Below are 26,169 nucleotides of genomic sequence, written 5' to 3'. Positions count from 1 at the left end.
GCTGTCGCTCAACAAACCACCACCAACCTGTGACGAATCAAGCGGGAGCCTTCAAGGGGAAAGAAAGATGAAAAAATTAGAATTTTTGCTACAGAAAGAAGGCGATCGCGCCTGGTTGCCCCTAGAAACCTCCGACGTGGAAATTCTAGAAGGTAAATACCGTGTTGTTGCTCGCATTCAGCACCCCAACACCGACATCGAAATTCGCGTTACCCATACCTCCTTCGACCCAGGGGCGCAGCGGAAAGTCCAAAGCCGATCGGCCCGCACCAACCCCGAAGGATTAGTCGTGATCATTCCCTACACCAGGCTCAAACCCGGACTGTGGGAACTCTCCTGCTTGCCAGATCCCAAAGCAACACCACTAAAACCTTGGCAGTACGGCGTTCAGTTGGAAGTATTGCCCGCAGAATCGGAAACCTCCGAACCCCTACCGCCGATCGACCAAACCGAACCCGCAACTTCCCCCGCAGCACCACAAATCGCAGCACCGGTCGATCGCGCAGCCCCACAAATCGCAGCACCGGTCGATCGCGCAGCCCCACAAATCGCAGCACCGGTCGATAGCCCCGCACCAACCCAAATCCCAGCAGCCGATTCAGCACCGCAGCAGACCAAAATCTACCAATTCCCCATTCCCCAAACCCCCGAACCCAAACCGGGCGTCAAACTCGAACTCGTCCTCGATCGAGAAACCTTCGTCACCCAACTCGGTCGCCCCTTAATCATTTCCGGCAAAATCGACATTCCCCAACACCCCCAACAAAGCAGAAAAACAGCAACTCTCATCCCCGAATCCGAAGCGATAGAACTCAAACAACTCATCGGTTCAGCACAACTGCAAATTTACCTGCGCGACCCCCAAACCTCAAAAATTCTCGCAGAAATCCAGCAGCCGATGCCAGAACAAGTTCCCCCCTGCATCTTTGCCTGCGTCACCTACATTCCAACCGAGTGCAAAAGCCGCCTAATTTTAGGAGAAGCAATTCTCAGCAGCGGTGGCGTCACCCTAGCCACCAAACTATTCACAATTACAGCTCGTTTAGAGCACCTTCTACAGGAAATTAAAGACAATTTCATCGAAGAAAAGCATCAAGCCGAACCCTCCCCAACAGCCTCAAAACCGTCGGGAAGCGCCAAAAATATATCCTTCCTCAAGCTAGTAGAAAAATCCTTAGACCCTCCATCCCCCGCCGAAGTCCCAACCACTGAAGCCTTACCCCCTCTACTGGCTTCGCGTCACACCCCAAGTGGAGGCGGCCTAGAACTGCCCGCATTTGGCAACAAACTGCCCGACAGCAGCCGATCCCAATTGCTGTCGGAAATCTCCAATTCGCCTCGAACGGTCGCAGAGTCGATCGATCCACAAACCAAACCCTCAGACATCCCAACTTCCCCTAAAACAGCGGAAATCGGGGCGACCGACCAAAAACCAGAAAACAGCCCCGAATTAGAAAAAACAGCCCCAGAAACCCAGCCAGCACCCACAAAAAAGGCATTTCAAACCTTAAACGTCGAAAGTCGATTTTGGTCGCGACTGAGTTCCTTAGCCAGCAACGGCGAATCCCCGGAATGGCTCAAAGCAACCACCTTGTCGCCCACTCCAAAAGCCGCCGCAAATAGCAGCGACGCTATTGCTGTTGTGGAAGAAAGCAGCGCAACCCAGCAGCAACCCGAAAGCAGCCAAACAATTTCCGACCCCAAATCCACTAGCCCGGAAGCCAGAGAATTTGTCGTTTTTGACGAACCCTCGCAACCGAAAAAAGTTGCTAAAAAAACCACAACTGTCGCAGAAGAAGTAACTCCCCCGACTCCCTACGTTTTGCCAGAAGACGAGTTAGTACCGATGCCGATTTTAGAATTGCCGCGGGCCGAAATCCTTGCCGGCGGGCCCGTAAAAGTGCAAGTGCAACTCCCGGAATTAATGCCCCGGATTTATGTGAAAGTTTGGGTGTACGATCGACAAACCTACCTGATTCTCGACGGGCCGCGCTGGATTACCGAATTTAAATCTAACGGGTTGGGAAACGTTCGAGCAAGTGTCGAGTTAGAGATTCCCTACGGCTGCATGGAAGTCGAATTTGAGGCGATCGCCGTCGAAATGCAAACTCAGCGGGAAAGTCACAAAGTAAGCGTTCACCGCCAAGTTTTACCCCCACCCGGGCCAACTTTACCCCTGGATGAGTAAGCCAAAATCCGCGTGCCTCCGCGTTGATCGGCTGACATCTGCGGTACAAAAAAGCCTCTTGACAAAATACTCTTCAAAAAATCTGGATTTGGCGGCGAGAAATCGAGGAATATTCCCGGTTTCTCGCCCGCGCGCAAGTCTGAATCTACTTACCAGTCAACTGCCGAAACTTCTTCTTAAACTTATTCTTATACACGTAGATCGATCGCTGTAAATCCTCAACTTGCAGCGACATCTCGGCAGCCAAACCCGTGCGGTTCCAAACATCCTCCTCACACTTGCGGCGACAAAAATTCATCGGTTCCGAGTAAACTTTCCCAGTAGATAAGGTCGGCTTCGGTCCACACCAGTGGATCACCGTGGCCTGAGTGCGATCGCCCGCAGGCCCGCTTGACTCAACCGGAAACTGCTTTCTCAGTAAATCCTGGTCAAAATCCGGCACCAACAACTGCATATCCACATTCTGCACCCGCAGTCGATTTTCTTGTGCCGCCCGGAAAATCATAAAGTTCAAAAACCCCATTTCTCCGTACTTAAATATCCCCGGGTTGGCGGCCGTGAAATCTAAAATTTCCACGTATTCTTCCAAGCTAAAAACGCCGCGTTTAGCAAAGAAAGTACCTGTACAGAAATAGTTCGATCGCGATTCCGACCAACGAAAATTCGGGAAATGCTTCTCAACGCCCGGAATGTCAAAGAAAAATTCCGAAACATCCGCATCCGGGTAATCGTAACAAGGCTTATCTACAATAAAATCAAAGTCTTGAAAATTAGCCAATTTGAGAACATCGCCCCAGACGATCGTATCGGCATCCAAAACCATAAAATTTGACCAAGGACTTTCCCAGAAAGCAATCATTTTAGTTTTGCCCCAACCAAAACTTCTTTTTCTGAGAACTTCTTCAGAAACAGTTGTGCGATTGATAACTCGCACCCCATAGGCTTTTTCCAAAGCAGTCACAGAAAACGTACCGTCAATCAACAGACAAATCGGCACATCTCCCAGGAAATATCGGATGCTAGCGCAGCACCCCTTAGCAAACAGATAATCTTGGTCGCAGCAGGCAATAATAATACCAAAATCTTCCATAAACCCTCACTCTTTTACTAATACCAGTTACCCAAAATAATGCAACTGTAGGCAAGCTCCAAACCTTTATGTCATCAGTTATTGCCAATTATTTAATCGAAAATGGTATAACTTGCTCACCCCCAGCGTTTGGGTTTTTTGTTCTGACAGCAGCTCGATTTTTGACTTCTGCATTTTTGCCAGCTTAGCACTAAACTCCTGCGAGCGTCCGTAGGCCAAAACATCGTTAAAACCTCTAGGAATCATGGATATAGTGGTCAGTCAACCCACTGAGCTTTCCTTGCGCCAACAGCGGGTCAAGCACCACCCGTTGCAGTCGCACTCAAACAACAAAAAAGTTGTGTTAAAATAGCGGGAAATTAAACCCGCTGACGCTTAGTCTCAAAAATGGCGATCGCCCTGGCAAGTCCCGACGGCAGCGGGCCTCAAAAAACCAACATTGGTCAAGCCTGAACTTTGGTTTGGATCGGGTAAATCTACCAGCCTTTAGGTCTCAGTTCCCCACTCATGGCGGAAAAATAGCCCCTGCCGGGTCGCGAGGTTTAAAGTTAGGTTAAAAAGCTTGACATTCTAGGATACAAAGCTGTATAAGGGATGCGACAAGCAGCCACAATCCTACCTATAACTGTCTGTTAAGTCTGGCGTAATCGAGGACTAGGGGCAGTTGTCAGTTAGAGGCAGATTGTGGTCGAACCCGTAGAACCAGTTGTCGATCGCCCGCAGAGCAACTCAAGCAAGTCGGGCGATCGAGAGATGAAATTAGCACGTGATGGTATAATCAACTGTAATGTAATGTGGGCTTGACCTGAATTGATGCCTGGGCGGTATAAGGGCTCAGCCCCCTACGTTCAAGCAGAAGTAGACACGCCTACTGTGAATCAACTGTGAATCAACAGTTATGGATAGGTTCTATTTTGGCAGTTATTGTCAACAGGCAAGCAACCACAAAAATTAGCAGTTGGGAATTGCTGCTCGTCGAGTTGAATAGAGTGTGAAGGTGTGAGGAAAATGAACAGAACTTTTTGGAATTTACTGCTAGTATCCCCGACAATTTTGGGGCTATCATCAGTCGTCAGTGCCGCTGCGATCGCCGCAGAAGCTCCAGCAACCGCTGAAGCCAACCAGCTAACTACAGCTCAGTCATCTGAGTCAAAAATTGCAGAAATAGTTGGAGAAATAGTTGCAGAACCAGTTGCAGCAGCCCCTGCTGCCCCAGAAAACCTGGCTTTAAACAGCAGCGTCGAAGCGGCCCAAACCCCGGTCGTTAACGAAGCAGACGCTGAAAAACTCGCCTCAATCAAACCAGAAACCAGCGAAGCAGCACTGCAAACAACACTGCCAACAACACTGCAAACAACAGGGAGCGACATCGAGTTAGCAGCCCCAAGCGCTCCGACCAGCGCCGCAGCAGCAACTGAACCCCTAGCAGCAGCAGGTACAGCCGAACCCGCGCCCCAAGCATCAGACTTGGCAGTGGAAATCAGCCAGACAGACACCGCTGGGAAAATTGAAGTGCCAGCAGTCGCCAGCACCCCAGCTACTACCCCAGTTACTACCCCAGCTACTAAGGTAGAAATTGCTCAGACAGCACCCGCCGGAATGGGCGGTCCCATCGTCCCTGTGGCTCCCCAAGCGCTGCCGGCCCAACCATCCGGAACCATGTCCCAGGTGACATCAGTCACTCAGCTTTCTGACGTGCGACCGACAGATTGGGCATTCCAAGCCCTGCAATCCCTAGTCGAACGCTACAGTTGTATCGTAGGTTATCCCGACGGCACCTACCGCGGCAACCGCGCCCTGACTCGCTACGAATTTGCAGCCGGCGTCAACGCTTGCTTAGACCAAATAACCCAGCTAATTGGGTCAACAGGTAACTTAGTTACTAAAGATGACTTAGCCATCCTGCAACGCCTGCAAGAAGAATTTGCAGCCGAACTCGCTACCCTGCGCGGACGAGTAGACGGCCTAGAAGCTCGCACCGCAGAACTCGAAGCCAACCAGTTCTCCACCACCACCAAACTGGCTGGAGAAGCCATTTTTGCCGTCAGCGACACCTTCGGAGATCCTATACAAGCTCGTGACGCCAACGGCAATCATATCCGCGATCGCGACGACCAAACTGTCACCAACTTCGGCTACCGGGTGCGGTTGAACTTATTGACAAGCTTCACCGGTCGAGACTTGCTCAGAACCCGCTTGCAAGCAGTCAACGTCGCCAACTACGGAGCATCAACCGCTACCGGCACTAACATGGCTCGCTTGGCCTTTGACGGCGAGGAGGGCAGCCAATTCACACTAGACGAACTGTACTATCGTTTCCCGGTCGGTCCCGCTACAGTCTTTGTCGGTCCTAAAGGACTTGACCTGGATGAAATTGCAGACACGGTAACACCCTTTAACTCTACGGGTACTGGTGCAATTTCCAGATTTGGAGTTCGCAACCCGGCCGTATTCCGCGGGCCGCAGGGAGCTGGCGCAAGTTTGACTTTCAACTTGGGCCCCCTCCGAGCTACTGGGGGCTATCTTGCCTCCGACGGCGATGCTCCCGACCCCGCAAACGGCAGGGGCGTTGCCGACGGTTCTTTCAGCGCTCTGGGTCAGATCGGCTTTTTTAGCAGACCGTTTGATTTGGCCTTCACTTACACCCACAAATACAATCGCGCAGGCGATGTTGGCATCATGGGCGGTACGGGCAGTGCCTTGGCTAACCGGCCCTTCGGTCAAGCAACCACTCAAGCAGATAACTATGGCGTGCAAGTTAACTTCAAACCCAGCCGTCGCTTTCAGCTTGGCGGTTGGTACGGTTATACGAAGGCTGAGCAACTGCGGGGGGGCGGCAATGACGCGACGATCCAGAATGGTGCTATCACTTTGGCCCTGGCAGATTTTGGCCGGCAAGGCAACCTCCTGGGTTTTGTCTTCGGTGTACCGCCAAAAGTTACTGAGAGTGATGTCGCCAGAAACCGCAACACCTCTTATCACTTAGAGGGTTTCTATCGCTTCCAAGTCAATGACTTTATCTCAGTGACACCGGGCGTTTACGTGATTATGAATCCCGAACACAACGAGGAAAACAAGGATATCTGGGTCGGACTCCTCCGTACTACCTTTAGTTTCTAAGGTTTCCAGACATCTAGTTACAGCTAAAAGCGGCAGGCGACTGCCGCTTTTATTTATTGGTCATCAGTGGAGCGATTTTAGATTTTAGATTTTAGATCTTCAATTGTTAACAGTTAACAGTGATCCGTTAACAGTCATCAGTCAACAGTCAACAGTCAATAGTTAACAAATTATGAGTTTTGGCGGCAAATCCCGAATACGGAGGTGTAGCCGTGCAGAAAGGTGCTGCCGCCGACGGGGCCGATTTCGCCGTTGCAGAAAAAGCCGCTCAGCGGGATGTTTTTGAGATATCGGCCGAACAGTCGAGAGTCAAAGTTCGACTGGCCGTAAAGCCCTTCACCGCGCCCCAGACAAGAGAACATTAAGGCGCCGGCGCTCGAGGTACCACTGTACTCGGCGGCCCGCTGATAGCGATCGAGCAGCATTTCTAGGTCTTCTGCCGAGGTGCGGGCGTCTCGCAGGTGAAATTGGATGCGCTGTCCGGGACGGACTCGATCGCCGATCGCAATTGCTCCCACTTTCGGATCTACTCCCAACAGATTGCGGATTAAAAAATCTCCCGGCTCTAATGTCAGCTTGAATTCATCGCTGACTAAGCCTACAAATAACGAATGCTGGGCTAATTCTCGGTCTTCTTCGCTCAAAGTTTGAACTAACTCTCGCAAAGCCTCTAAGGGCGATCGCTCGATGCCCCCGCTGCCGGTATCGTCGGTTTGTTCTTCGAGTTTCAGCAAAATATTCCGTTCTCCTTCCGTCACCCGATAAGGATGCCCGATCGGCCTGCAGCCTTGAGCTACGATCGTTTCCAAAACTATATTGCCGCTCAAAGCTACCCCAACCGTCCCTTCTCGGTAAAGCTGATAGTCGCAAAACAGCGCCGCGCCCCTGCCCGCACCGTCCCCCCCGGCGAGCCCCCCTACCTTCGCCGCACCCGCATAGGCATAATCTAGCCCTTGCAGCAAATCGTTAATTTTTGCCGAAAAGGGGTCCGCCAAGATGATGAACTGCGGTTCTTCCTGGGCCGGCACGCCCAAGAGATCCACCCAAGTATCCGGGGGGCTGTCTAAGTCCGGCAGTTCTTCTGCACCGACGTGAAAAGTTCTGACATTCACTCCCGGCAAGCGCGCCAGACTCAGGCTGACTGCGGGAGATCCCTCGACTTCTTCGGTGAGGCCGCCCCGGTTCGTGCCGATGACTCCTCCCCCGCCGCAGCCCAGGATCGCGGGCACTGGCAGCAGTTCTCGGAGTAAAGGCATCAGCCGAGAATACTCGCTGGCAAAGGCAGACGAGATAAATATCAGCGCTAAATCGGCCGGGCCTTCTAGGTCGCGATCGGCTTGTTCTATAACTTCTTTGAGGGCGGATTCCAAAGACGGACGGGTTGATAAGGCGCTGACCCATTGCATTTGGTTTTCGGTGTACATAAGGCAAACTTCTCTATAAAACTATCTCTATACATTAGGCTAACCGGAACTTGCCGCTGGGGGGACGGTATTCTTGGGCGATCGATTCCCCCTCGATCGCCGTTCTTGTGTTAACATAAGTTAACATGAGAGTCCCCTTAATTTGTTAAGTGTGAAATGCCGTGTTCAGCTAAATCTTAAAAGATAAAGCTCAATACAGTTTGACACACCAACCTCGTGTAATGTTTTCATCAAAAGTAAGGTTGGCTCGACCTACATTGATGCCTGTGGACTAGAACCCGCCTACGGGCTAGTAAAGCAGGGAGTAGAGACGGCTACTGCATCATACTTATGGATGGTTTATATCTGGGCTGCTGCAACAGCAGCGCATCTCAAGCTATTATTAGCTGGGGTCGCCATACCGAAACAGCAAATCCAACCCAAACAAACATCCAAAAAGAAAACCTTTCTTACTTAATAAGGTGACAGTCAACGACTCAACACTCAAGTGACTGGGCTTCTGGCCTAAAACTTCAGTTTTACTTGACCAGCCTAAGACTCTAGAGGTCTAAGTTTTTTGAGTGATGACACCAAGCGGCTGCTTAGCTAGTCCCTTGCTCTGTCGTTAACGGTTAAACATCTTTATTTGGGTTAAGGATGTGCCGTTAGCCGAACAAGCTCACTAAACCCAGGGGCGTGCTAACATTACCTAGAAATAGGTCGGGGACCACCATATTCTCCTACACATTCATACCAACAAGCTTTATGACAACAACACCCGCAGGCAACATCCAAGAAAAAATTGAAGAAGAACTAGAAAGCGCTCGTACCGTCTGTGACCTCAAGGGCGCCACTTCCGGGGAATGCGCGGCGGCGTGGGACGCAGTTGAAGAACTGCAAGCAGAAGCTTCCCACCAAAAGCAAGTCAAACCTAAGAATTCTTTTGAAAAATTTTGCGACGACAATCCTGACGCTGCTGAGTGCCGCATCTACGAGGAATAAACGAGCCATTTAGCTCTATTCCTTCCCTCCCGCGCCGAAATCTAACTTTTGGCGCGGGAGAATTTTATTTTAGGGGTTGAGCCTTGAAATAGTGGCGAGATTTGCCCTCTATCCCAATACGGTTAAAATCAGCCAGCTTCTCCCCACTCCCCGAACCAAGGGGGACAATAATTCGCTCTGGCGCGCCTTGGTTCGGGGGATGGGAAGGCGAGATTTGAGGGATAAACAGTTTTAATCCAAGCATATTGCCGTCTATCGCGTCTCCAGTACCCTTCAAAGCGCGCCAAGTACCTTAGAAAAAATAGCAGTAACTAAAACATTAAGACCATGTTTAGGTTGCTGATTTTTTAGCATTTTTGTAGTAAAATTTGTCACAAATAAGTGAGTATATTTTCCCAAAGATGTTGAGTCTTTTATTGGCAGCCACCGGGCCTTGGTTTCAACCGCTAGTCTGGATGGATTACCGGTTGTCTGTGTTATTAACAATTTCGATCCCGCTGGTAGTGCTGATTTGGGCTGTTGTGGCAAAAGCTGACGCGATCGTCCGTTTGTCGATTATTTATTGGCGGGTGGCGAGTTTGCTGGCAATTACACTTTACCTGATGATGGCTGCGCTGCCTGTGAGCTTTGTATCGTCGGTGATTGCGAGGGCCTTAATTCCTGCTAGTCTGTGGTTTTGGGAGGATTTAAACGAAGAAATTGCCGATCGACCGCAGTCGCCCCTGAAACTGGCTTTTACAGCTTGGCGGTGGGCGATTACTGTTTACAGCGGTTTGGGCGCATTAGCTCAACTTCCCTTCTTAAGCTGTGCCTTTAAATCTCAACTTCAGATAATTGATGAACCTTTTTGTCGCGTTTGGTTAGATCCACCTTGGCTCTACAAACAAATGTTTCACCCTACGGCAACCCCTCAATTTTTGGGATTTTTGGGTCTGATAGGTTTAGTAATCTATGTAATTTACTTGTCATACTTTGTGCTAATTAGACTAGGAAAAAATGGGAGGTCAGCTACCGGAAATTAAGGGGACTTTAAGTAAGTATTTGCCTTTTAAATAGCAGCTAAAGTCTTCAACAAAAAGCTCAAAAATCCCAACTCCCAAAAGGGGAATCGCAGCTAGGAAAAAATTAAACTAACAGCAGGGTGGATGACGTAAACTCGCCCAAAAACGGATACAAGCCCCCGACTCCAGTCGTGGAGAGATAAAAATTTTAGACTAAGGTTGAAGCTTCCAGATTCATCTGTGCAGTAAATCTCAAATCTCAAATCTCAAATCTCAAATCGACTGACAGCAATGTTACTGGGAAAGACTGTGATGGATAGCAAACAAGCCTACTTACAGTGCTTAGAAAGGCTGATTTGGGCGCTCGATCGCCTGGAAGCAAAAGTCGAACCAAGTGAAGTCGCTCGGATTGCCGAACTGATTGTTCAGCCGATGATGGGGCCGTGGCGGTTTTTTCACACTCCCGAACATATTTTTGAGGTGGGGGGAGATGAAGACGCGATCGAGGTTTTGGCAGCTTTATTTCACGATACCGTCTACGTGCAAGTCGATCGCAGCATTAACTTTAACGTCAGCTACTACATCACTCCTGTTGCAAAAGAGGTTAACAAACAGCTACAAATTCGGGATCTATCTGAACTGCCGGCGGATGCTATCTTCGAGATGGTAATGCTGGTATTCAATTTTGTACCGGGCGAAGTCCTAAATCCTTTCGCCGGAAAAAACGAATTTCTCAGCGCTGTCGTAGCAGCAAAAGCTCTAGAACCCTTCCTCAAACGCGAGCAATTGCTTCAAATTGCAGGCTGCATTGAAGCAACCATTCCGTTTCGCTCTGCCGAGTCCGGAGTAACAGTAAGCCAGCACCTTTATGAGCGCTTGCAGGCAATAAATAGCCGATTTAACCTCAGTTTGACTGACGAGGAAATGCGGGAAACGGTCAAAAAAGCTGTGCGAATTTCTAACCGGGATGTGATGAGTTTTGCTCACCATAGTTCAGCGCATTTTTTGGCAAATACGTGGAATTTACTGCCGGAAACCAATCACAATCTCATCTGCTGCGGTTTTTACACGGTTCGCGACTACCGAGTTGCCTTGGTCAAGATGGAAGGTTTTCTGAATTATCTGAAGCCAGAAATAATTTTTCGGCAGTTTGAGGGATATCCAGACGATCGCACCTATCAGCACTGGGAAACTACTGCTAAGTACAATCTCGAAATTGCGAAGCTTTATTTGGGGTGCAAACTGCCTGCTCTAGCCCTGCTAGAAGCTCTTTCTTCGGATTTGGGGATTGAGGTGTCTCTGGCGATGATGATGGGAGGAATTCCCGATAAAGCTGCTAACTGCGTCCGCCTGGAAAGCTTTTTTCCACAGATAGAAAAACCTTATCAACCTAAAATTGGTTTAGAAGCGGAAGTATTAAATTTATTAGAAAATGGGCGGGCTAAAAGCACTTCTCAAACCGATTTGGAAAACTCGCCGTTGACAACGTTTGTGGTAAAAATTGTTGGCTTTGACGAAATGCGCTATCAGTGCGATCGAGCTAAGGAATTTTTTCTACAAAATCTCGACGCTGACGACTTTATTTCCGACTTTAACCCGATAGTTACAGAAATTGTCATTGATTCAATTCTCAAGTTGTTTGACACCCGGAAATCTACTATCTACCGATACTACGATATCACTTCTAAGTTAAAGTCCCAACCCAAGAGGAATTTTTCCGATCGCCCTTTTCGCTCGCATGGTTAACTAGCTTTAAATACAGTATTTTTGCCTCCTCTATAGAAAAGACCATTACTCAGCTTATACAAGAGTAGAGCGATTGCACCGTCACACGATCGATTGACTAACCAACCTGCGTCAATCTGCCTATCCATCCCCACACCAACAGCCGTACAGGTAAGTAGGTATACGAGATTAAACCACATAATGTAACACTGTGTAAACAGGTTTAAGTCAGCCAGTAGAGAGCCTTTGGAGACTTTGCCCTTGTTTACATAGGGGTGTTTTTTTGCGCCGACTTACTTATGGTGTGGGGCTGGTGGCAAAGATGCTAAAAGTTGATAAAAAATGCAAATTCGCTGCTGTTTTCCTTTGACAATTACTTTGCACAAAACGGATTTGATAGCTGGCTGTCACTCATCTGAGCTACCCCAGATAAGCGTCGCTATAAAAAGCGACTGTTAAAGCACTTCCCCCCACAGCTACAACTGGGGAATAGCAAGTTCAAACGACTTGCAAACCACTAATCCCCAATCAAACCATGCAAACCACAAATTCAATTTACGCTCAATTGCCTCTTTGCTCTTCACTGGCCACACTGAAACGAAATAATATTACCACTGCCAATCAAAATGTGCGCTATCTCCAACAATCCTTAGTCAAAAACGGATATCCCGTCGCAACTGATGGATTCTTCGGCCCAAAAACCGAACAAGCAGTCATCAAATTTCAAAAGGAAAATAAGATTGCTGTTGATGGCATTGTCGGCCCTCAAACTTGGAGTCTATTAGGCGCTTGTTATACAGGTGAACCCGGATGTTAAATCCAAGTTAACTAATCCTAGGCGCACGGGTAGCAAAAAACTGTTTTTTTTCAGAGCAATACTTCCTTTATGCCCCCAGAACTGCTAAAAAATCTGGCGGTTGAGCGAAGCCGAAACCTCGTTTAGGCCCGTCAAAAGTGCATCCAGGACTATTAATTAACATTTTTTCCCGCTGCCCTGCTTTTAAACAACTTGCAAACAACCAATGGAGAATCAAACTATGCAAACCACCAACGCCATTCACATGGAATTACCTTCCTGTCGTTATTTTCCCCTACTCAAACGCAACGATGGCGTCACCCAAAATGAGGACGTTCGCTACCTTCAGCGACTCTTGAACGCCAGCGGATTTTCTGTAAATACTGATGGAGGCTTCGGCCCGAAAACCGAACAAGCAGTCATCAATTTTCAAAAGCAACAAAAAATCGTTGCGGATGGCATTGTCGGCCCTAAAACTTGGAATAAATTGGGTGTTTGTAGCACTATATTTTAAAGTTTGTGCAACCATCTGTTAAAGAGAGTAGGGCGTACAGTGTGCGCCCTATTTCTCCGTCGAAGTTTCGACCCCACACCACCCCTCCGGGGCTCCGTACATTCGATACTTGCGAGCTCGTTTGAAATACAGCAGGGCTACCCGATCGTCAGGATTGATTTGTAAAATATTCTGAAATATTTTTTGGGCTGCAACAAATTTTTGCTCGTAGTAAAAATTGAGAGCTTCTTGAAAAACCTCCGCAGTTTGCTGCTTAAGTACAATGCTTTTCTCTGTTTCTGTCTCGTAAATTTCAAACACCGACACAGCATTTGTCTTTCCTTTCACGGTTACTCGATCGACAAATCTGTACTTATATTTTTCTGGATCGTCTAGCCGATCGATAATTGCACCGCTAACTAGAATTCCAGAGCCGTAAACCTTAGTCAATCCTTCCAAACGAGAGGCGAGATTCACCGCATCAGCAATCACCGTACTTTCCATCCGTTCTCGCTCGCCAATTGTACCCAACATCAAATTGCCCGCGTGTAAACCGACGCCGATCGCGATCGGAAACAAGCCATTTTTTTCTCGCTGCTGGTTGTAGATATTCACTTCTTTTTGCATATCAATTGCTGCTCGCACACCATCCTCTGGAGATGTAGGAAACAGTGCCATGACTGCATCCCCAATGTATTTGTCAATAAACCCCTTATTTTTCCTAATTGCAGGGCTAACCCTGCCCAAGTAAGTATTAATAAATGCAAAATTTTCAGGGGGTGTCATCTGTTCTGAAAGCGCCGTAAACGAGCGAATATCAGCAAATAGCACGGTCATATCTCTTTCCTGATTTTCGCCTAATTTTACTTCAATAATACTCGGCTTTTCCAGCAAGTTTAGAAAGTCGTGAGGCACAAACCTGCCGTAGGCTGCATTCAGTTTAGCAAGGCGAATTTGCGTGTTAATTCTCGCCAACAATTCCTTTTTTATAAAAGGTTTAGTTACATAATCATTTGCTTCTAAGTTAAAAGCTTCTACCAAGTCAGTAGTTTGATTTTTAGCCGTCAGCATCAGAATAGGCATTTCTAAAGGCGAGTATTTTTTTCGGACTTCTCGACACACTTCATAACCCGTCATCTGCGGCATCATTACGTCGAGTAAAATTAAGTCGGGCTTAAATCCTGATTCAATCAGAATTAAAGCTTCTAAGCCGTTGCTCGCTTGAGTTATCTCATAGTTTGCTAGAGAAAGACTGTTGATAATGACCTGAATATTAATGGGTTCATCATCGACTACCAAAATTTTTAGCTTTTCACTTTCTAACAAGCCGCTATTGTCTGATAGCTGAGAATTTATTATAGAGGATTTCCCCGCGAATTCAGGAGTGATTAAAATGGGAGAACCCTCGGTTAAACGCGGCTGTATGCTACTAAAATCTGGCTGACTCTCAGATACGGGCAAAGTAAAGATGAATTGGGAACCGACGCCTACAGTTGAAGATACCCCTATTTTCCCTCCGTGCAATTCAACTAATTGCTTGGCAACCGTTAACCCTAAACCAGTGCCGCCATATTCTCTAGCAGTGGAACCGTCAGCTTGTTCAAAGGATTCAAAAATTCGCTCTAATTTATCTTCGGGGATGCCAATGCCAGTATCGGATACAGTAATGGCTAACTGGGAATTAGACGGTGATTGTGCGTTGCCCGTTACCAATTCTGCGGAAATTTCTACTCGGCCACTTTCGGTAAATTTAATCGCATTGCCAATTAAGTTGTAAAGTATTTGCTGCAAGCGATTCTCGTCGGCTGCTATTGGCGGCAATTCACGAGGAACTGAGTTAATCAATTGCAAGTTTTTTTTGCCTACTAATGGCTGAGACAAAGTGACAATTACAGAGACTATTTCTCGAAGACCGACGGACTTAATTTGCAGTTCTATTGTTTTGTGTTTGAGCTGCGAAAAGTCCAGAAGATCGTTAATTAAAGAAGACAATCTTTTGCCCGATGATGAAATCAAAGCTAAGTTAAAATTTGTTGAGTCGGGCAGTTGTCCGGTAGCACCGTCTATTAAAGATTCTGCAATCCCAATAATGCCGTTGAGGGGAGTGCGGAGTTCGTGGGAAGTATTGGCTAAGAATTCGTCTTTCAGTTTGTCGAGTCGCTGCAATTCGGTATTTTTAGTTTCTAAGGCAGTAAAAGATGCTTGCAATTACGCTGCCATGCTGTTAAAAGCAGCGGCAAGTACGCCCAACTCGTCGGAACGATCGAGCTTTACAGTTTGGTCAAATTGTCCTTCAGATAAAGCTATTGCTGCATTTTTTAATTTTATAAGAGGTTGGATAATCCAGCGAGAAGTGAGAATTCCTAGCACAGTTGCCATGCCCAAAGCTGCCAAACATAGCAACACTGTAGTTCGGTTGCCGGCATGGATTTGTTGCATAAAGTCGGCTTCTGGAACGACGACGACAATCAGCCAATCTAAACTTTTGCCGTCTTGGAAGGGCAGGACTTTTAAAAATTGCTGCTTCCCGTTTATCTCAAAATTGAGTTGCTGCGCTTTTGTAATTTGGTGCAAATTTTGAAAGTGGTTTTCTAAATATTTAGCTGTAGTTTGCGTTACTGCATCGCTGCTTTCTGTAACTTTAAATAGTTCTTTTTTACCGTTTTGGGTGCGGAAAGGTTTTTCGGCTGTGGAAGTTGCCAGCAGCGTCCCGTTTTTTTCGATAATAAAAGTTTGACCGGATTTACCTATTTTAAGGCTGTTTAAAAATTGACCGATACTGTCGAGACGCAAGGCAGCAATTAATACTCCTTCTAGCTGTTTCTGGCTGTTGTAAACTGGTTGCAGCGCGCTGAGAATCAATGTGGGTTCTAGGAAGGATATATAAACTGAACTCCAAGTTGGTTTGATTGCTAGAGCCGCATAAGCGTAGGAAGGGTGCTGTCGGATGTCGAAGTTTTTAACGGAGGCGGCTACTGTAGTGCGATCGCCCGTATCATTAGTATTGTAAGAATAAAAATCAAAATTTGTAGACGGGCCCGATGCGTTAATCAATAAAGTGCCGTTAGACATCTTTTCGCCAGTGCGATATTCTCCATCTTGATTAGCGATCGACGTAAAATTGATATAAGGATATAATTGCACTTGCCGCCACAGATATTTTTCCCAAGCTGACAAGTCTTTCATGTTCACAAAACCCAGTTTCACTGCATCCAGCTTGCTTTGATTGATTTGGTGCGGAGTTTGCAGATAAGTTCTCAAATTTTGCTCGATGCGATTGCTCACCTCGCCCATCAACTGATCCGCAAGGTCATTTACTGCTCTTTGAGAGTTCCTAAATGATAAATACCCCACAATACCCACCGCTGCAAATACTTGCAAGACAAACGGAACTATGAGTACGGTTTGCAGGGTTGCTTTTCTTGAAAGTTTTGCCACTAAGTGCTTGAGAGAAAGAGTGGACATAACATTAATTTAGGTTGAAAAACCCAGTTAATACTTGGAGCGAAGGCTGAGCGCTGGTAAAGATTATAAACCATTTTGTACTTAAACACAACTTACGCAAGGAAGACCCGATCTAGTTTCTACAATCCTTAATCTTATAGCAAATTATTAAAAGTCAAAGCGAACCATACGGACACGGCATTTCCGTGTCCTACTCCCCGCGCCGGACCAGGCATTGCCATATCCCTGCCGATGTTCACATACAATATATCTGTATCACTACTTTTCATCCAAAGCTTCTATTCCCGACCATCCTTCAGGCACTCCATACATTCCATTCTTTAGAGAGCGCTGGTAGTAAATTGCTGCTAACCTATCTTGAGGATTTCTTTCGCAAATCTTACTGAATAATTTTTGCGCTTCAGTAAAATTTTGCTCGAAATAAAGCTTCAGACTTTTTTGAAATTTAGCAGCAGTTTCCTGTTTTAGTTCAATGCTGTGTTCTGTTTCTGCATCATAAATTTCAAACACGGAGACGGCAGATTTTTTGCCTTTTACTGTCACTCGCTCGACAAATCGGCACATATATTTTTCTCGATAGCCCAAAGGCTCTAAAATTGAGCCACTAACTATAATTCCCGCCTCGTAAACAGTTATTTATTAGCTTTGAGTTGCCACTTACCATAGCTGATCTCAAGCAAAAAACTAGCATAAATAGCAGCGTATATCCCAAGCAAAACGCTGTTTAATAAAATTTTGACGGGACAACGATAATTGAAACCTAGTCTTTCTGTGGCTCATAAAATATCGGACAAGTAGGTTTTGCCGGATGAAAATCTGGCAGATTTTTTTTTACAGGATTTATATTATGTCCGCTTACTTCCTGCTGTAAAAAAAGGTCGAATTAAAAATAAAAAATTAGCTATCTGTCGCTGAAATTAGCCGCAAAATTAAGCTATATTGTAGCAGATTTCAGGAAAGTGAGATTTGCTATGGCTGACTCTATTGCTCGTCGTTTGGAACAATACACGGTAAAACGATCGCACGAAGTTTTAATCGTCAAGGCCGAAATTGACGGCGAATTCGATGAAATTGCTATTTTTAAAGGCTTTTCTAGTTCCCTGACGCGATCGACCGCTTTCGATCCCGAGGTTCCTGTTTTGCCGGAAGAAGCAAAAATTGTCAGTGTCGATCGTGTGGAGAGCCCCTACAATCCAAATAACCCCCGCTATCTTCAGCAGGGGTTATCTTGGGAAAAAATGCAATCTCTATTGTCCGAGGCGGGAGTTTAGCAAAACATTAGGGAGACAACGTGAGAAAAACAGCAGGGACACAACAATGTTGTGTCCCTACTACAAAAGCACTATGTCGTTACCCTTAGAGCTAGAGCGTGCCGCCGGCAGCTTGGAAACGAGCTCTCGCGCGTTTGATTGCTTGCTTAGCTTTAATTTGCTCTTGGTCAGTGCCACTAGCGGACTTTTCCAAACGAGCTACTGCTTCGGTGTAAGCAGTACGAGCAGCTTCTTTATCAATGGTTTCGCCTTTTTCAGCGCCGTTGACAAGAATAGTAACTTTGTTTTCTTGGATTTCTGCAAAGCCACCCATCAGAGCAATAGACACCCATTCCTTGCCGGGACGGACGCGCATTACTCCGGTATCCAAAGCTGTCAACATTGGAGCGTGACCGCTCAAGATACCCAGTTGGCCTGTGGTGCTCGGCAGAATTACTTCTTCAGCATTAGAATCCCAAACAGTTTTGTCTGGGGCCACTACGCGCACAGTTAATGTCATAAATTGTCAGTTGTCGGTTGTCAGTTGTCAGTTGTCAGTTGTCAGTTGTCAGTTGTCAGTTGTCGGTTGTCAGTTGTCAGTTGTCAGTTGTCAGTTGTCAGTTGTCAGTTGTCAGTTATCAGTTGTCAGTTGTTACCAATAACAAATAACTAATAACTAATAACGACTGACTACTGACTACTGACAACTGACTAATGACTAAAATTACTTGGCGTCAGCTTTCATTTTTTCAGCTTTGGCGATCGCCTCGTTGATATCGCCCACCAAATAGAAAGCTTGTTCAGGTAATTCGTCCAGTTCGCCAGCCAAAATCATCTGGAAACCCTTAATGGTGTCTGCCAGCTTGACGTACTTGCCGGGGGAACCGGTGAACACTTCCGCCACAAAGAACGGTTGAGACAAGAACCGTTCAATTTTGCGAGCGCGAGAAACGGTCAAGCGGTCATCTTCCGACAGCTCATCCAAGCCCAAAATTGCAATAATGTCTTGCAATTCCTTGTAGCGTTGCAGAGTTGACTGCACTTGGCGAGCAACGCCATAGTGCTCTTCGCCGACAACGCTAACTTGCAACATCGTAGACGTAGAATCCAGTGGGTCAACAGCCGGATAAATCCCCTTCGCAGCCAAACCGCGAGACAACACAGTTGTAGCGTCCAAGTGAGCAAATGTCGTAGCCGGCGCGGGGTCAGTCAAGTCATCCGCAGGTACGTACACAGCTTGAACCGAAGTAATCGAACCTTCGGTAGTCGAAGTAATCCGTTCTTGCAAGTCGCCCATATCCGTACCGAGAGTCGGCTGATATCCCACAGCCGAAGGCATCCGACCCAACAGAGCCGATACCTCAGAACCCGCTTGCACAAACCGGAAGATATTGTCAATGAACAGCAGCACGTCTTGCTTGCTGACATCGCGGAAGTATTCGGCCATCGCCAGAGCCGACAGGCCCACGCGCATCCGAGCACCAGGCGGCTCATTCATTTGACCGTAAACCAGAGCAATTTTCGACTTGCTGCGGTCTTCTTCGTCAATAACCCCTGACTCGATCATTTCTTTGTAGAGGTCATTACCTTCGCGGGTGCGCTCGCCCACACCACCGAACACGGACACGCCGCCGTGAGCTTTGGCGATGTTGTTCACGAGTTCCATCATAATCACGGTTTTGCCGACGCCTGCGCCGCCGAACAAACCGATTTTGCCGCCGCGACGGTAGGGGGCCAGCAGGTCAATCACCTTGATACCTGTTTCAAACACCGAAGGCTTGGTTTCCAGTTCGGTGAAAGCCGGCGGGTTGCGGTGGATGGGCATACTTTCGGAAGTATTGACCGGGCCGAGATTGTCTACGGGTTGACCGATGACGTTAAAAATCCGGCCGAGAGTTGGGATTCCGACGGGAACTTGGATCGCTTCCCCGGTATCTACTACTTCCATGCCACGCACCAAGCCGTCGGTGGTACTCATGGAAACTGCGCGCACTTGGCTGTCTCCGAGCAGTTGCTGAACTTCGCAGGTAACGGCAATTTCTTGACCTGCTTCGTTTTTGCCGGAAATCGTGAGAGCGTTATAGATTTGGGGCAGTTTGCCGCCTGGGAATTTTACGTCTACAACTGGCCCGATGATTTGGGTGATGTAGCCTACGTTCGTTTTTTCTGCGGTGGATACCATGAATAGTGCCTTTGTTAGGATGCTATTTTTCCCGTTATGGAAAAAGTCTTAACATTTAGAAATGCTATTCCTCAGAGTACCACTGAACAGACGCACTATTTAGATTTGTATGGGGCTGGTTAAGAGTCTTTTTTATCGTTGCTGCCCTCGCTTTTTTTTCCTGCGAGCTGCAGCCACAGCCCCGAGCCCCAGCATAGTCCCGAACACTGTGACTGGTTCGGGGACTGGTTCGGGGACTGGTTCGGGGACTGGTCCGGGGACTGGTTCGGGGACTGGTCCGGGGACTGCTTCGGGGACTGACTGAGCCGACACGGTGAAGTTTCGGAAGGCAAGGCCGTTGACTGGTTTGGGAGCTAACTGAGCCGACAGGGTGAAGTCTTGGAAGTCAACGTCGTTTCCTCCTCCGGCATCGTCGAATGAGATTTTTGTACCCTGAGCCAGTTGGGCCATTGTGAGCAATGAATATTGCTCTGGGCCTTTACCGCCGTTGACGCTTGTAAATGAGTCGCGGGAGTTGTAGTCGAGATTAAAGTCGCCAAACACGGCTTGCTGACAGCCCGCCACCAGACAGTCATCTCTCCTGTACTGGGTGTTGGCGGCAAACCATTTGGGGCTGTTCATGAAGGTGCTGCTGGAGGCGTACTGCTCCAATGGTTGGCCGGTGCCGCTGTCGCTCCACAGCAGCAGGGCATAAGTTTGATCCTGCAAAAATTTGAAGGTTTGGGTGATGGAGCGGTTTTCGGAGGTGACTGCGTTGCCGAAGCTTCCCTGCCAGTCATTCGCGCTGCCGTTATCTGAGGGTTTAGTCTCGTAGAACAGTCTGGCGATGTTGGTGTAGCCAGTGTTTCCTGACTGAGCTTGGGCTACCCACAAGCTGGACTGGTAAGCGCCGTGAGATTGGTCGAAGGTAAAGTTTATATTGGTATCTTCATCGAACTGGATGCCGGCAGTGCCAAACATGAAAGCTCTGACGGGCGTGCAGATGCTCAGCAACATTGTGGTTGCCAAGCTGGCGACTGTAAAAGATGTTTTTTTGACTAGCGTTAAGGTAGTCATAACCCTGATTCCTCCAGTATTGTTACGTAGTAAGGCGCAAAATGCCATGTTGCCGTGACGCGAATCGACGATCGCGAGCCTGCGATATTTAGGACGATCGTCAAATCTAAAGAAGAGGCTCCACACCCGTGAATCTACAGAGAGATCTTACTTAAGGGTGTTTTGGAGTAAATGAGTGCTTCTTCTAAGAGTTTTCACTGACACCAGATTGGCACAGTTTAATCTGTAACAGCAAGATTTTCATCCTGCCTAGACTTCCAACTTACTACATTTACTTCGTTTTAGTAACAGTCTAAAGTTGAGTACAAGACTTGCAACTATTGGCTTTCATCAAAAATACATAAAATTTTTAATCGAGCTTTATGAAGTTTTGGTAAAGTTCATCCCTAAAATATAAAGTTTTTGAGAGAACGTCGGCTGTTCAGTCAGTTGTTCGTGAAAGCGGGCTGCAAGCTGGTCGCCCGATGCAGAAAGAAGCGGCGGCGACCGCGAGTAGGAATTTGAGCGAGTTTTTTGCCTCTCTAAGCAAGCTGTATAGTAGGCGATCGGTACTTACGTACTTTTGACTAATATTCCAAGTTTTTTAAACCTCTAACCCTCGCATTCCGCGCCATACTTTCACCAACAGTCCCGGACGCATTAACCCGGTTTTTTAAGGTAATTGGGTCAGGGAAGCAGTGAAAGTCAAAAAAAGAAACTAAGTTTCATTTCCCGCGCCTGACTTCTAGTAAAAAAACTGTTTTTACGTAAATCATAGTAATTAAAACCATACATTTCCTTTTTCAGTCCTAATTATTCGGTCACCCAAAATTGGCTGCTCCTATTGACATGAGAAATTTTTAGGGGTAAAAATAGTAGAAATAAATACCATCGCACTTTAAGCACAATCTTTAAACACAATGACACCCAACAAACTACATTTGCTCGGATGGTTATTCATTGTTAGCTGGCTGAGTGCAGCGACGGGTTCGGCAAAGGCGCAACCCATCTCCCCCGCACCAGACGGCACTAACACAGTTGTTACTCCCAACGGCAACCGCTACGACATTTCCGGGGGGGCCTTCAGCGGAGATGGGGCTAATCTTTTTCACAGTTTTACTCAGTTTGGCCTCAGCGAGGCTCAAACGGCTAACTTTCTGACTAATCCCAATATTCAAAATATTTTGGGAAGGATTACTGGAGGTAATCCTTCTTTAATAAATGGCTTAATTCAAGTGACGGGGGGAAATTCTAATTTATTTTTGATGAATCCTGCCGGCATAATTTTCGGGCCGAATGCCAGTCTCAACGTGCCTGGATCTTTTAATGCTACTACGGCGACAGGAATTGGTTTTGGGAACAATCAGTGGTTTAGTGCGATCGGCAATAACAATTGGGCAACATTAATCGGGGCACCGAATAGTTTTGCGTTTACAAATTTGCCAGGTGGAAGCATTGTTAATGCAGGCAATTTGACGGTGGCACCAGGTCAAAGTATAAGTTTGATCGGCGGTACTGTTGTCAATAACGGTCAGGTAAATGCACCTAGTGGCAATATTCTGATCAGCGCCGTACCGGGTAACAATTTGGTGCGGATTAGTCAAGCTGGGAATTTATTGAGTTTGGATATTCAGCCGACAGCAAATCAAAGTTCGCTGCCAAACAATTGGACGCAGCCAGTGTTATCTTTGCCGGAGTTGCTGACTGGACAAGGTGTGGCACAGGCAACGGGTTTGACGGTAAATCCCAATGGCGAAGTTGTGTTAACTGGGAATGCTGCTGTGCCGGTAACTGCGGGAACTGCGATCGCATCCGGCACTCTCAACGTCTCTGGCAATACTGGCGGTACTGTAAATATTTTAGGCGACAAAGTAGGAGTTATTGCGGGCAAGATCGATGCTTCTGGGATTAACGGCGGCGGTAATGTACTGATTGGGGGAGATTATCAGGGTTTGGGGACTGTGCCCAATGCTTCGCGGACTTTTGTTAGCAGCGATTCGACGGTTAATGCTGATGCTATTAGTAATGGGAATGGCGGGCGAGTCATAGTTTGGGCGGATGAAACTACTCGCTTTAATGGCAATATTACGGCGAGAGGTGGCTTATTTTCTGGGAATGGCGGGTTTGTGGAAGTTTCGGGAAAGCAATCGCTGGATTTTCAAGGATTAGTTGATTTGCGATCGACCTTTGGCCTCGCTGGCACCTTATTGTTAGATCCTACTGATATTACTATTAGTACAGGTGCGGATACTGTAGGCGACAGTTTCTCAGCGGGAGCATTTACGCCCTCTGGTGGTACTTCTACAATTAATAATACGACGCTGGAAACACAGCTTGCTTCGGCAAATGTGACTATTTCCACTGCGTCGGCTTCTCCGAATCAAGGTGATATTACAGTCAACGCTCCGGTATCTTGGACGAATAGTAATTCCCTAACTCTGAATGCTAATAACAGCATACTTGTTAACAAAAATATCACGGCTAACGGCGGCAGTATCACCCTGAATGCAGATGTAGATGCCAGTGGTGCAGGGGCGATCGCCATTACCAATGCTATCATCAACTCCAACGGCGGCAACATCATTTTAGGAGGTGGCAGCAGCCCCTCAAATTCCCCCGCAGTAGGGACTGTGGCAAATCCCATCGGAGTTTCTCTCACCGGTTCGACACTCAATGCCGGTACTGGAAATATTTCTATTAGAGGTCAAGGAGTCGCTGGAGTCAGCAACAATAACGGCATTTCTGTGTCTACCAGCGGAATCACGACGGCTGGGACTGGAAGTATTACTCTCAATGGTACTGGCGGTAATGGAACTGGAAGCGACAACAAGGGAATTAACATTAATACTACCAGCACAGTGGAATCGCTCGGGACAGGAAGTATTACTTTCAACGGTACTGGCGGGAACGGGATAGATAATAATCCAGGGATATCTATTGCTAACAGCACAGTGCGATCGGGTGGGGGAAATATCAGCCTGACGGGAACAGGTGCGGGGACAGGAACCTACAACGACGGCGTTAATCTAAGAGACTCTACAGTGGAGTCAACGGCGAATGGGGCTGTCACCATCATCGGGACGGGGGCGGTAAATGGCACGGACTATAATCGAGGGATAAGGATTAGTGATTTTCCTAATGGCATAGTGCGATCGCAGAATGGGGATATCACCCTGACTGGAAAAGGCAACGGGAATGGGGACGGCAACACGGGCCTTGAGATCTTAGGGTTTGTGAAATCCACAGGCACCGGGAAGTTGATTCTGAACGGTGTTAGCGGCAATGGGAAGGACTTTAATCCAGGGATACTTATTTCTACTCCTGCTAGAGTTCAATCGCAGGATGGAGATATCGCCCTGAATGGAACCAGCAACGGGAATGGGGAGAACAACACGGGCATTCTGATCCAAGGGCCGGTGGAATCCCTAGGGACTGGGAATGTTACTCTGACGGGTGTTGGTGGCAATGGGACTGATAACAATCAAGGGATACAACTTTCGCCTGGGGGGGCGAACAGAGTGAAAGCGTCCTCTGGAAATGTCAGTCTGACTGGTACTGGTGGTGGGACAGGAATCAACAACTATGGCGTTTTTCTGAATGGTGGTCCTGAACTAGAAGCGACTGCGGGAAATGTTGCTTTGACTGGTACGGGGGCGAACAGTGCCGATGCAATTGTGATTAACAATCGCTCGATTAACGCGACTGCAGGCAGTAGCAAGAATGTCACTTTGACGGGCGATGAAATTACACTGTTAGGCACGACTACAGTTAATGGCACGGGCACTATTACTTTGCAGCCGCTGACGCCGGATAAAGCTATTACGATCGGCGGTGCTGATCAAGCCGGTTTTTTGAATTTGGATCAGGCGGAACTTAACAAGCTAAACGATTTTTCGCAAATGGTTATCGGACGGGCAGATGGGACGGGGGCGATCGCAATTGACCCAGGCGTTATTTTTAATTTCCCAGTCACAATTCAAGCTCCCACCAGTGGCACAATTGCAGTCAATGGAGACATTACAGGTGCGAAGGACGCTTCCATTACTTTTAATGCTCCAACCACTAACTTCTTAAATAGTTCAAAAATTATCACCAACGGAAAGAATATTATCTTTGGTGGCCAAGTCTCTCTCGCTGCGGGTTATAATGTCACTCTCGATACTGGGTTAACGAATGCAGGCGACATTAATTTTGGGGGAACGGTTGACGGCGGTGGCAACTTACTTTTGACTACGGGAACAGGCGTTATTAATCTCAACGGCCCAATTGGGGCGCCAGAGCCTTTGGGTTCCCTGAAAATAGAAAATTCTCTTAATGTTACCAGTCCGATCGCGATCGCGATTACAACTACAGGCGATATTACTACAGGCGATATCACAAATCCCGGACGCGCGATCGGCCTTACCAGCACTAATGGCAATATTGATACGACTGCAGGGGCAATTGATACCACATCCAGTACCACAAATGGTGGGCCAATTACACTAAGTGCCAACAATATTAATGCTAGTAATCTTAACTCCAGTTCCACTGCTGGCAATGGCGGAAACATAACACTCACGGGCAAAACAGGCAACATTTTTGCATACTCAGGAGTAGTTAATTCTAGTTCGAGTTCCGGTGCCAGTGGAGATATCGCGATCGCAACTCCCAATGAAGTTGGGATAAATAGCATTGATGCTAATGGATTGCCCGGTACTGGAAATATTAGCATTAGCGGCAATGAAATTGGCTTTTTGGAAGGAGGTTTCGCGCAGAGTAAAGGGAGTTTTTCAGTTCAGCCGTTTTCGCCAAATTTCGGAATTCGGTTCCAGGCTGAACTTCCTGACGATCCGCAGGCGATCGATATAGGATCACCGTTTTTATCCTCATTGCGTAATGGCTTTAGTGCCATTGTTTTCGGAGGGAACACTACTACAGGCAATATCACTGTAGAGAATTTGCCGGTATCTTTTCCAGATCCTGTGACTTTCAATACTCAAGGCACTATTTCTGTAAATCCCAATCAATCGATTTCGGGAACTGATAATGCTTCAATTACTCTGAATGCTACCACTAATAACCTGAATGGCAATATTACCACCCAATCTCAAGATATCACAATTAACGGCAATACCCTAGTTGGAGATAGCGTGTTAGTCAGCAATGGCACTGCAGCCGGTGGCAATATTCTGTTTAATAATAACATTGATGGCAGCGGCAATCTTACCTTAGAAACAGGTACTGGAAACATTGACGTTAAAGGTGCTGTAGGCAACACCCCGGCATTAGGAATAGGAAAGGTCACCGTCAAAAGTAGTGCGGGCACAACTACATTTAATCAAACAGTCAATGCCGCGAGCTTGACTACAGATATTGGTGGCACAACTCAACTCAATGGCAATGTCACTACAATCGGGAGTCAAACTTATGGAGATGC

The 26,169-nt window shown here is 47.3% G+C and carries 17 protein-coding genes; 9 read left to right on the top strand and 8 right to left on the bottom strand.

Annotated features, from left to right (window positions below; all coding sequences use genetic code 11):
* Positions 1–67: 67 nt before the first annotated feature.
* The gene (locus QUA62_RS16665; protein ID WP_333405535.1) at positions 68–2,188 is read left to right on the top strand and encodes a hypothetical protein; all 2,121 of its coding nucleotides are present in this window, start codon (positions 68–70) and stop codon (positions 2,186–2,188) included.
* Between the two features lie 145 nt (positions 2,189–2,333).
* Here the strand turns inward: QUA62_RS16665 and QUA62_RS16660 are convergent, their stop codons facing one another.
* Positions 2,334–3,278, bottom strand: a complete 945-nt coding sequence (locus tag QUA62_RS16660; RefSeq protein ID WP_333405533.1) for a hypothetical protein — start codon at positions 3,276–3,278, stop codon at positions 2,334–2,336.
* A 1,008-nt stretch (positions 3,279–4,286) separates the two neighbouring features.
* Between QUA62_RS16660 and QUA62_RS16655 the strand changes: the two genes are divergently transcribed.
* Positions 4,287–6,398, top strand: a complete 2,112-nt coding sequence (locus QUA62_RS16655; RefSeq protein ID WP_333405531.1) for an iron uptake porin — start codon at positions 4,287–4,289, stop codon at positions 6,396–6,398.
* Positions 6,399–6,568: 170 nt separating this feature from the next.
* Here the strand turns inward: QUA62_RS16655 and QUA62_RS16650 are convergent, their stop codons facing one another.
* Complete coding sequence (locus QUA62_RS16650; protein ID WP_333405530.1) at positions 6,569–7,822, bottom strand: FIST N-terminal domain-containing protein; 1,254 nt, start codon at positions 7,820–7,822, stop codon at positions 6,569–6,571.
* 744 nt (positions 7,823–8,566) lie between these two features.
* On the opposite strand from QUA62_RS16650, the gene QUA62_RS16645 reads away from it, so the two are divergent.
* The 5 genes from QUA62_RS16645 to QUA62_RS16625 all read left to right on the top strand — a co-directional run bounded on the left by QUA62_RS16645 (position 8,567) and on the right by QUA62_RS16625 (position 12,839).
* Positions 8,567–8,803 carry a Calvin cycle protein CP12 gene (locus QUA62_RS16645; protein WP_190662788.1) on the top strand — a complete coding sequence of 79 codons (237 nt, stop codon included), beginning with the start codon at positions 8,567–8,569 and terminating at the stop codon, positions 8,801–8,803.
* A 401-nt stretch (positions 8,804–9,204) separates the two neighbouring features.
* The gene (locus QUA62_RS16640) at positions 9,205–9,825 is read left to right on the top strand and encodes a DUF3177 family protein (protein ID WP_190662786.1); all 621 of its coding nucleotides are present in this window, start codon (positions 9,205–9,207) and stop codon (positions 9,823–9,825) included.
* Between the two features lie 270 nt (positions 9,826–10,095).
* Positions 10,096–11,550: a hypothetical protein gene (locus tag QUA62_RS16635; protein WP_333405528.1), complete on the top strand. Its 1,455-nt coding sequence runs from the start codon at positions 10,096–10,098 to the stop codon at positions 11,548–11,550.
* Between the two features lie 514 nt (positions 11,551–12,064).
* A complete protein-coding gene (locus QUA62_RS16630; RefSeq protein WP_333405526.1) occupies positions 12,065–12,346 on the top strand; it encodes a peptidoglycan-binding domain-containing protein in 282 nt (93 codons plus the stop codon).
* Between the two features lie 220 nt (positions 12,347–12,566).
* Positions 12,567–12,839: a peptidoglycan-binding domain-containing protein gene (locus tag QUA62_RS16625; protein WP_333405524.1), complete on the top strand. Its 273-nt coding sequence runs from the start codon at positions 12,567–12,569 to the stop codon at positions 12,837–12,839.
* 48 nt (positions 12,840–12,887) lie between these two features.
* On the opposite strand, the gene QUA62_RS16620 is transcribed toward QUA62_RS16625, so the two are convergent.
* The 3 genes from QUA62_RS16620 to QUA62_RS16610 form a co-directional block, all read right to left on the bottom strand.
* A complete protein-coding gene (locus QUA62_RS16620; protein WP_333405522.1) occupies positions 12,888–15,026 on the bottom strand; it encodes an ATP-binding protein in 2,139 nt (712 codons plus the stop codon).
* The gene (locus QUA62_RS16615; protein ID WP_333405520.1) at positions 15,027–16,283 is read right to left on the bottom strand and encodes a cache domain-containing protein; all 1,257 of its coding nucleotides are present in this window, start codon (positions 16,281–16,283) and stop codon (positions 15,027–15,029) included. It lies immediately after the preceding gene.
* A 258-nt stretch (positions 16,284–16,541) separates the two neighbouring features.
* A complete protein-coding gene (locus tag QUA62_RS16610) occupies positions 16,542–16,847 on the bottom strand; it encodes a hypothetical protein (RefSeq protein WP_333405518.1) in 306 nt (101 codons plus the stop codon).
* A gap of 407 nt (positions 16,848–17,254) precedes the next feature.
* Here QUA62_RS16610 and QUA62_RS16605 point away from each other — a divergent pair, with 407 nt between their 5' ends.
* On the top strand, positions 17,255–17,554 hold the full coding sequence (locus QUA62_RS16605; RefSeq protein ID WP_333405516.1) for a DUF7734 family protein: 300 nt from the start codon (positions 17,255–17,257) through the stop codon (positions 17,552–17,554).
* 91 nt (positions 17,555–17,645) lie between these two features.
* Here QUA62_RS16605 and atpC read toward each other — a convergent pair whose 3' ends face one another.
* The 3 genes from atpC to QUA62_RS16590 form a co-directional block, all read right to left on the bottom strand.
* A complete protein-coding gene (atpC, locus tag QUA62_RS16600; RefSeq protein ID WP_190663502.1) occupies positions 17,646–18,053 on the bottom strand; it encodes an ATP synthase F1 subunit epsilon in 408 nt (135 codons plus the stop codon).
* A gap of 204 nt (positions 18,054–18,257) precedes the next feature.
* Positions 18,258–19,715 carry a F0F1 ATP synthase subunit beta gene (gene atpD, locus QUA62_RS16595; RefSeq protein ID WP_333220809.1) on the bottom strand — a complete coding sequence of 486 codons (1,458 nt, stop codon included), beginning with the start codon at positions 19,713–19,715 and terminating at the stop codon, positions 18,258–18,260.
* Between the two features lie 132 nt (positions 19,716–19,847).
* Positions 19,848–20,771: a PEP-CTERM sorting domain-containing protein gene (locus QUA62_RS16590; RefSeq protein ID WP_333405514.1), complete on the bottom strand. Its 924-nt coding sequence runs from the start codon at positions 20,769–20,771 to the stop codon at positions 19,848–19,850.
* A gap of 899 nt (positions 20,772–21,670) precedes the next feature.
* On the opposite strand from QUA62_RS16590, the gene QUA62_RS16585 reads away from it, so the two are divergent.
* A partial coding sequence (locus tag QUA62_RS16585; protein WP_333405512.1) for a two-partner secretion domain-containing protein occupies positions 21,671–26,169 on the top strand: 4,499 nt, incomplete at its 3' end.

The organism is Microcoleus sp. MON1_C1 (assembly GCF_036701945.1).
Taxonomy (GTDB): Bacteria; Cyanobacteriota; Cyanobacteriia; order Cyanobacteriales; family Microcoleaceae; genus Microcoleus.
The sequence above is the reverse complement of the archived record's forward strand: the minus strand, read 5'-3'. Positions and strand labels throughout refer to the sequence as shown.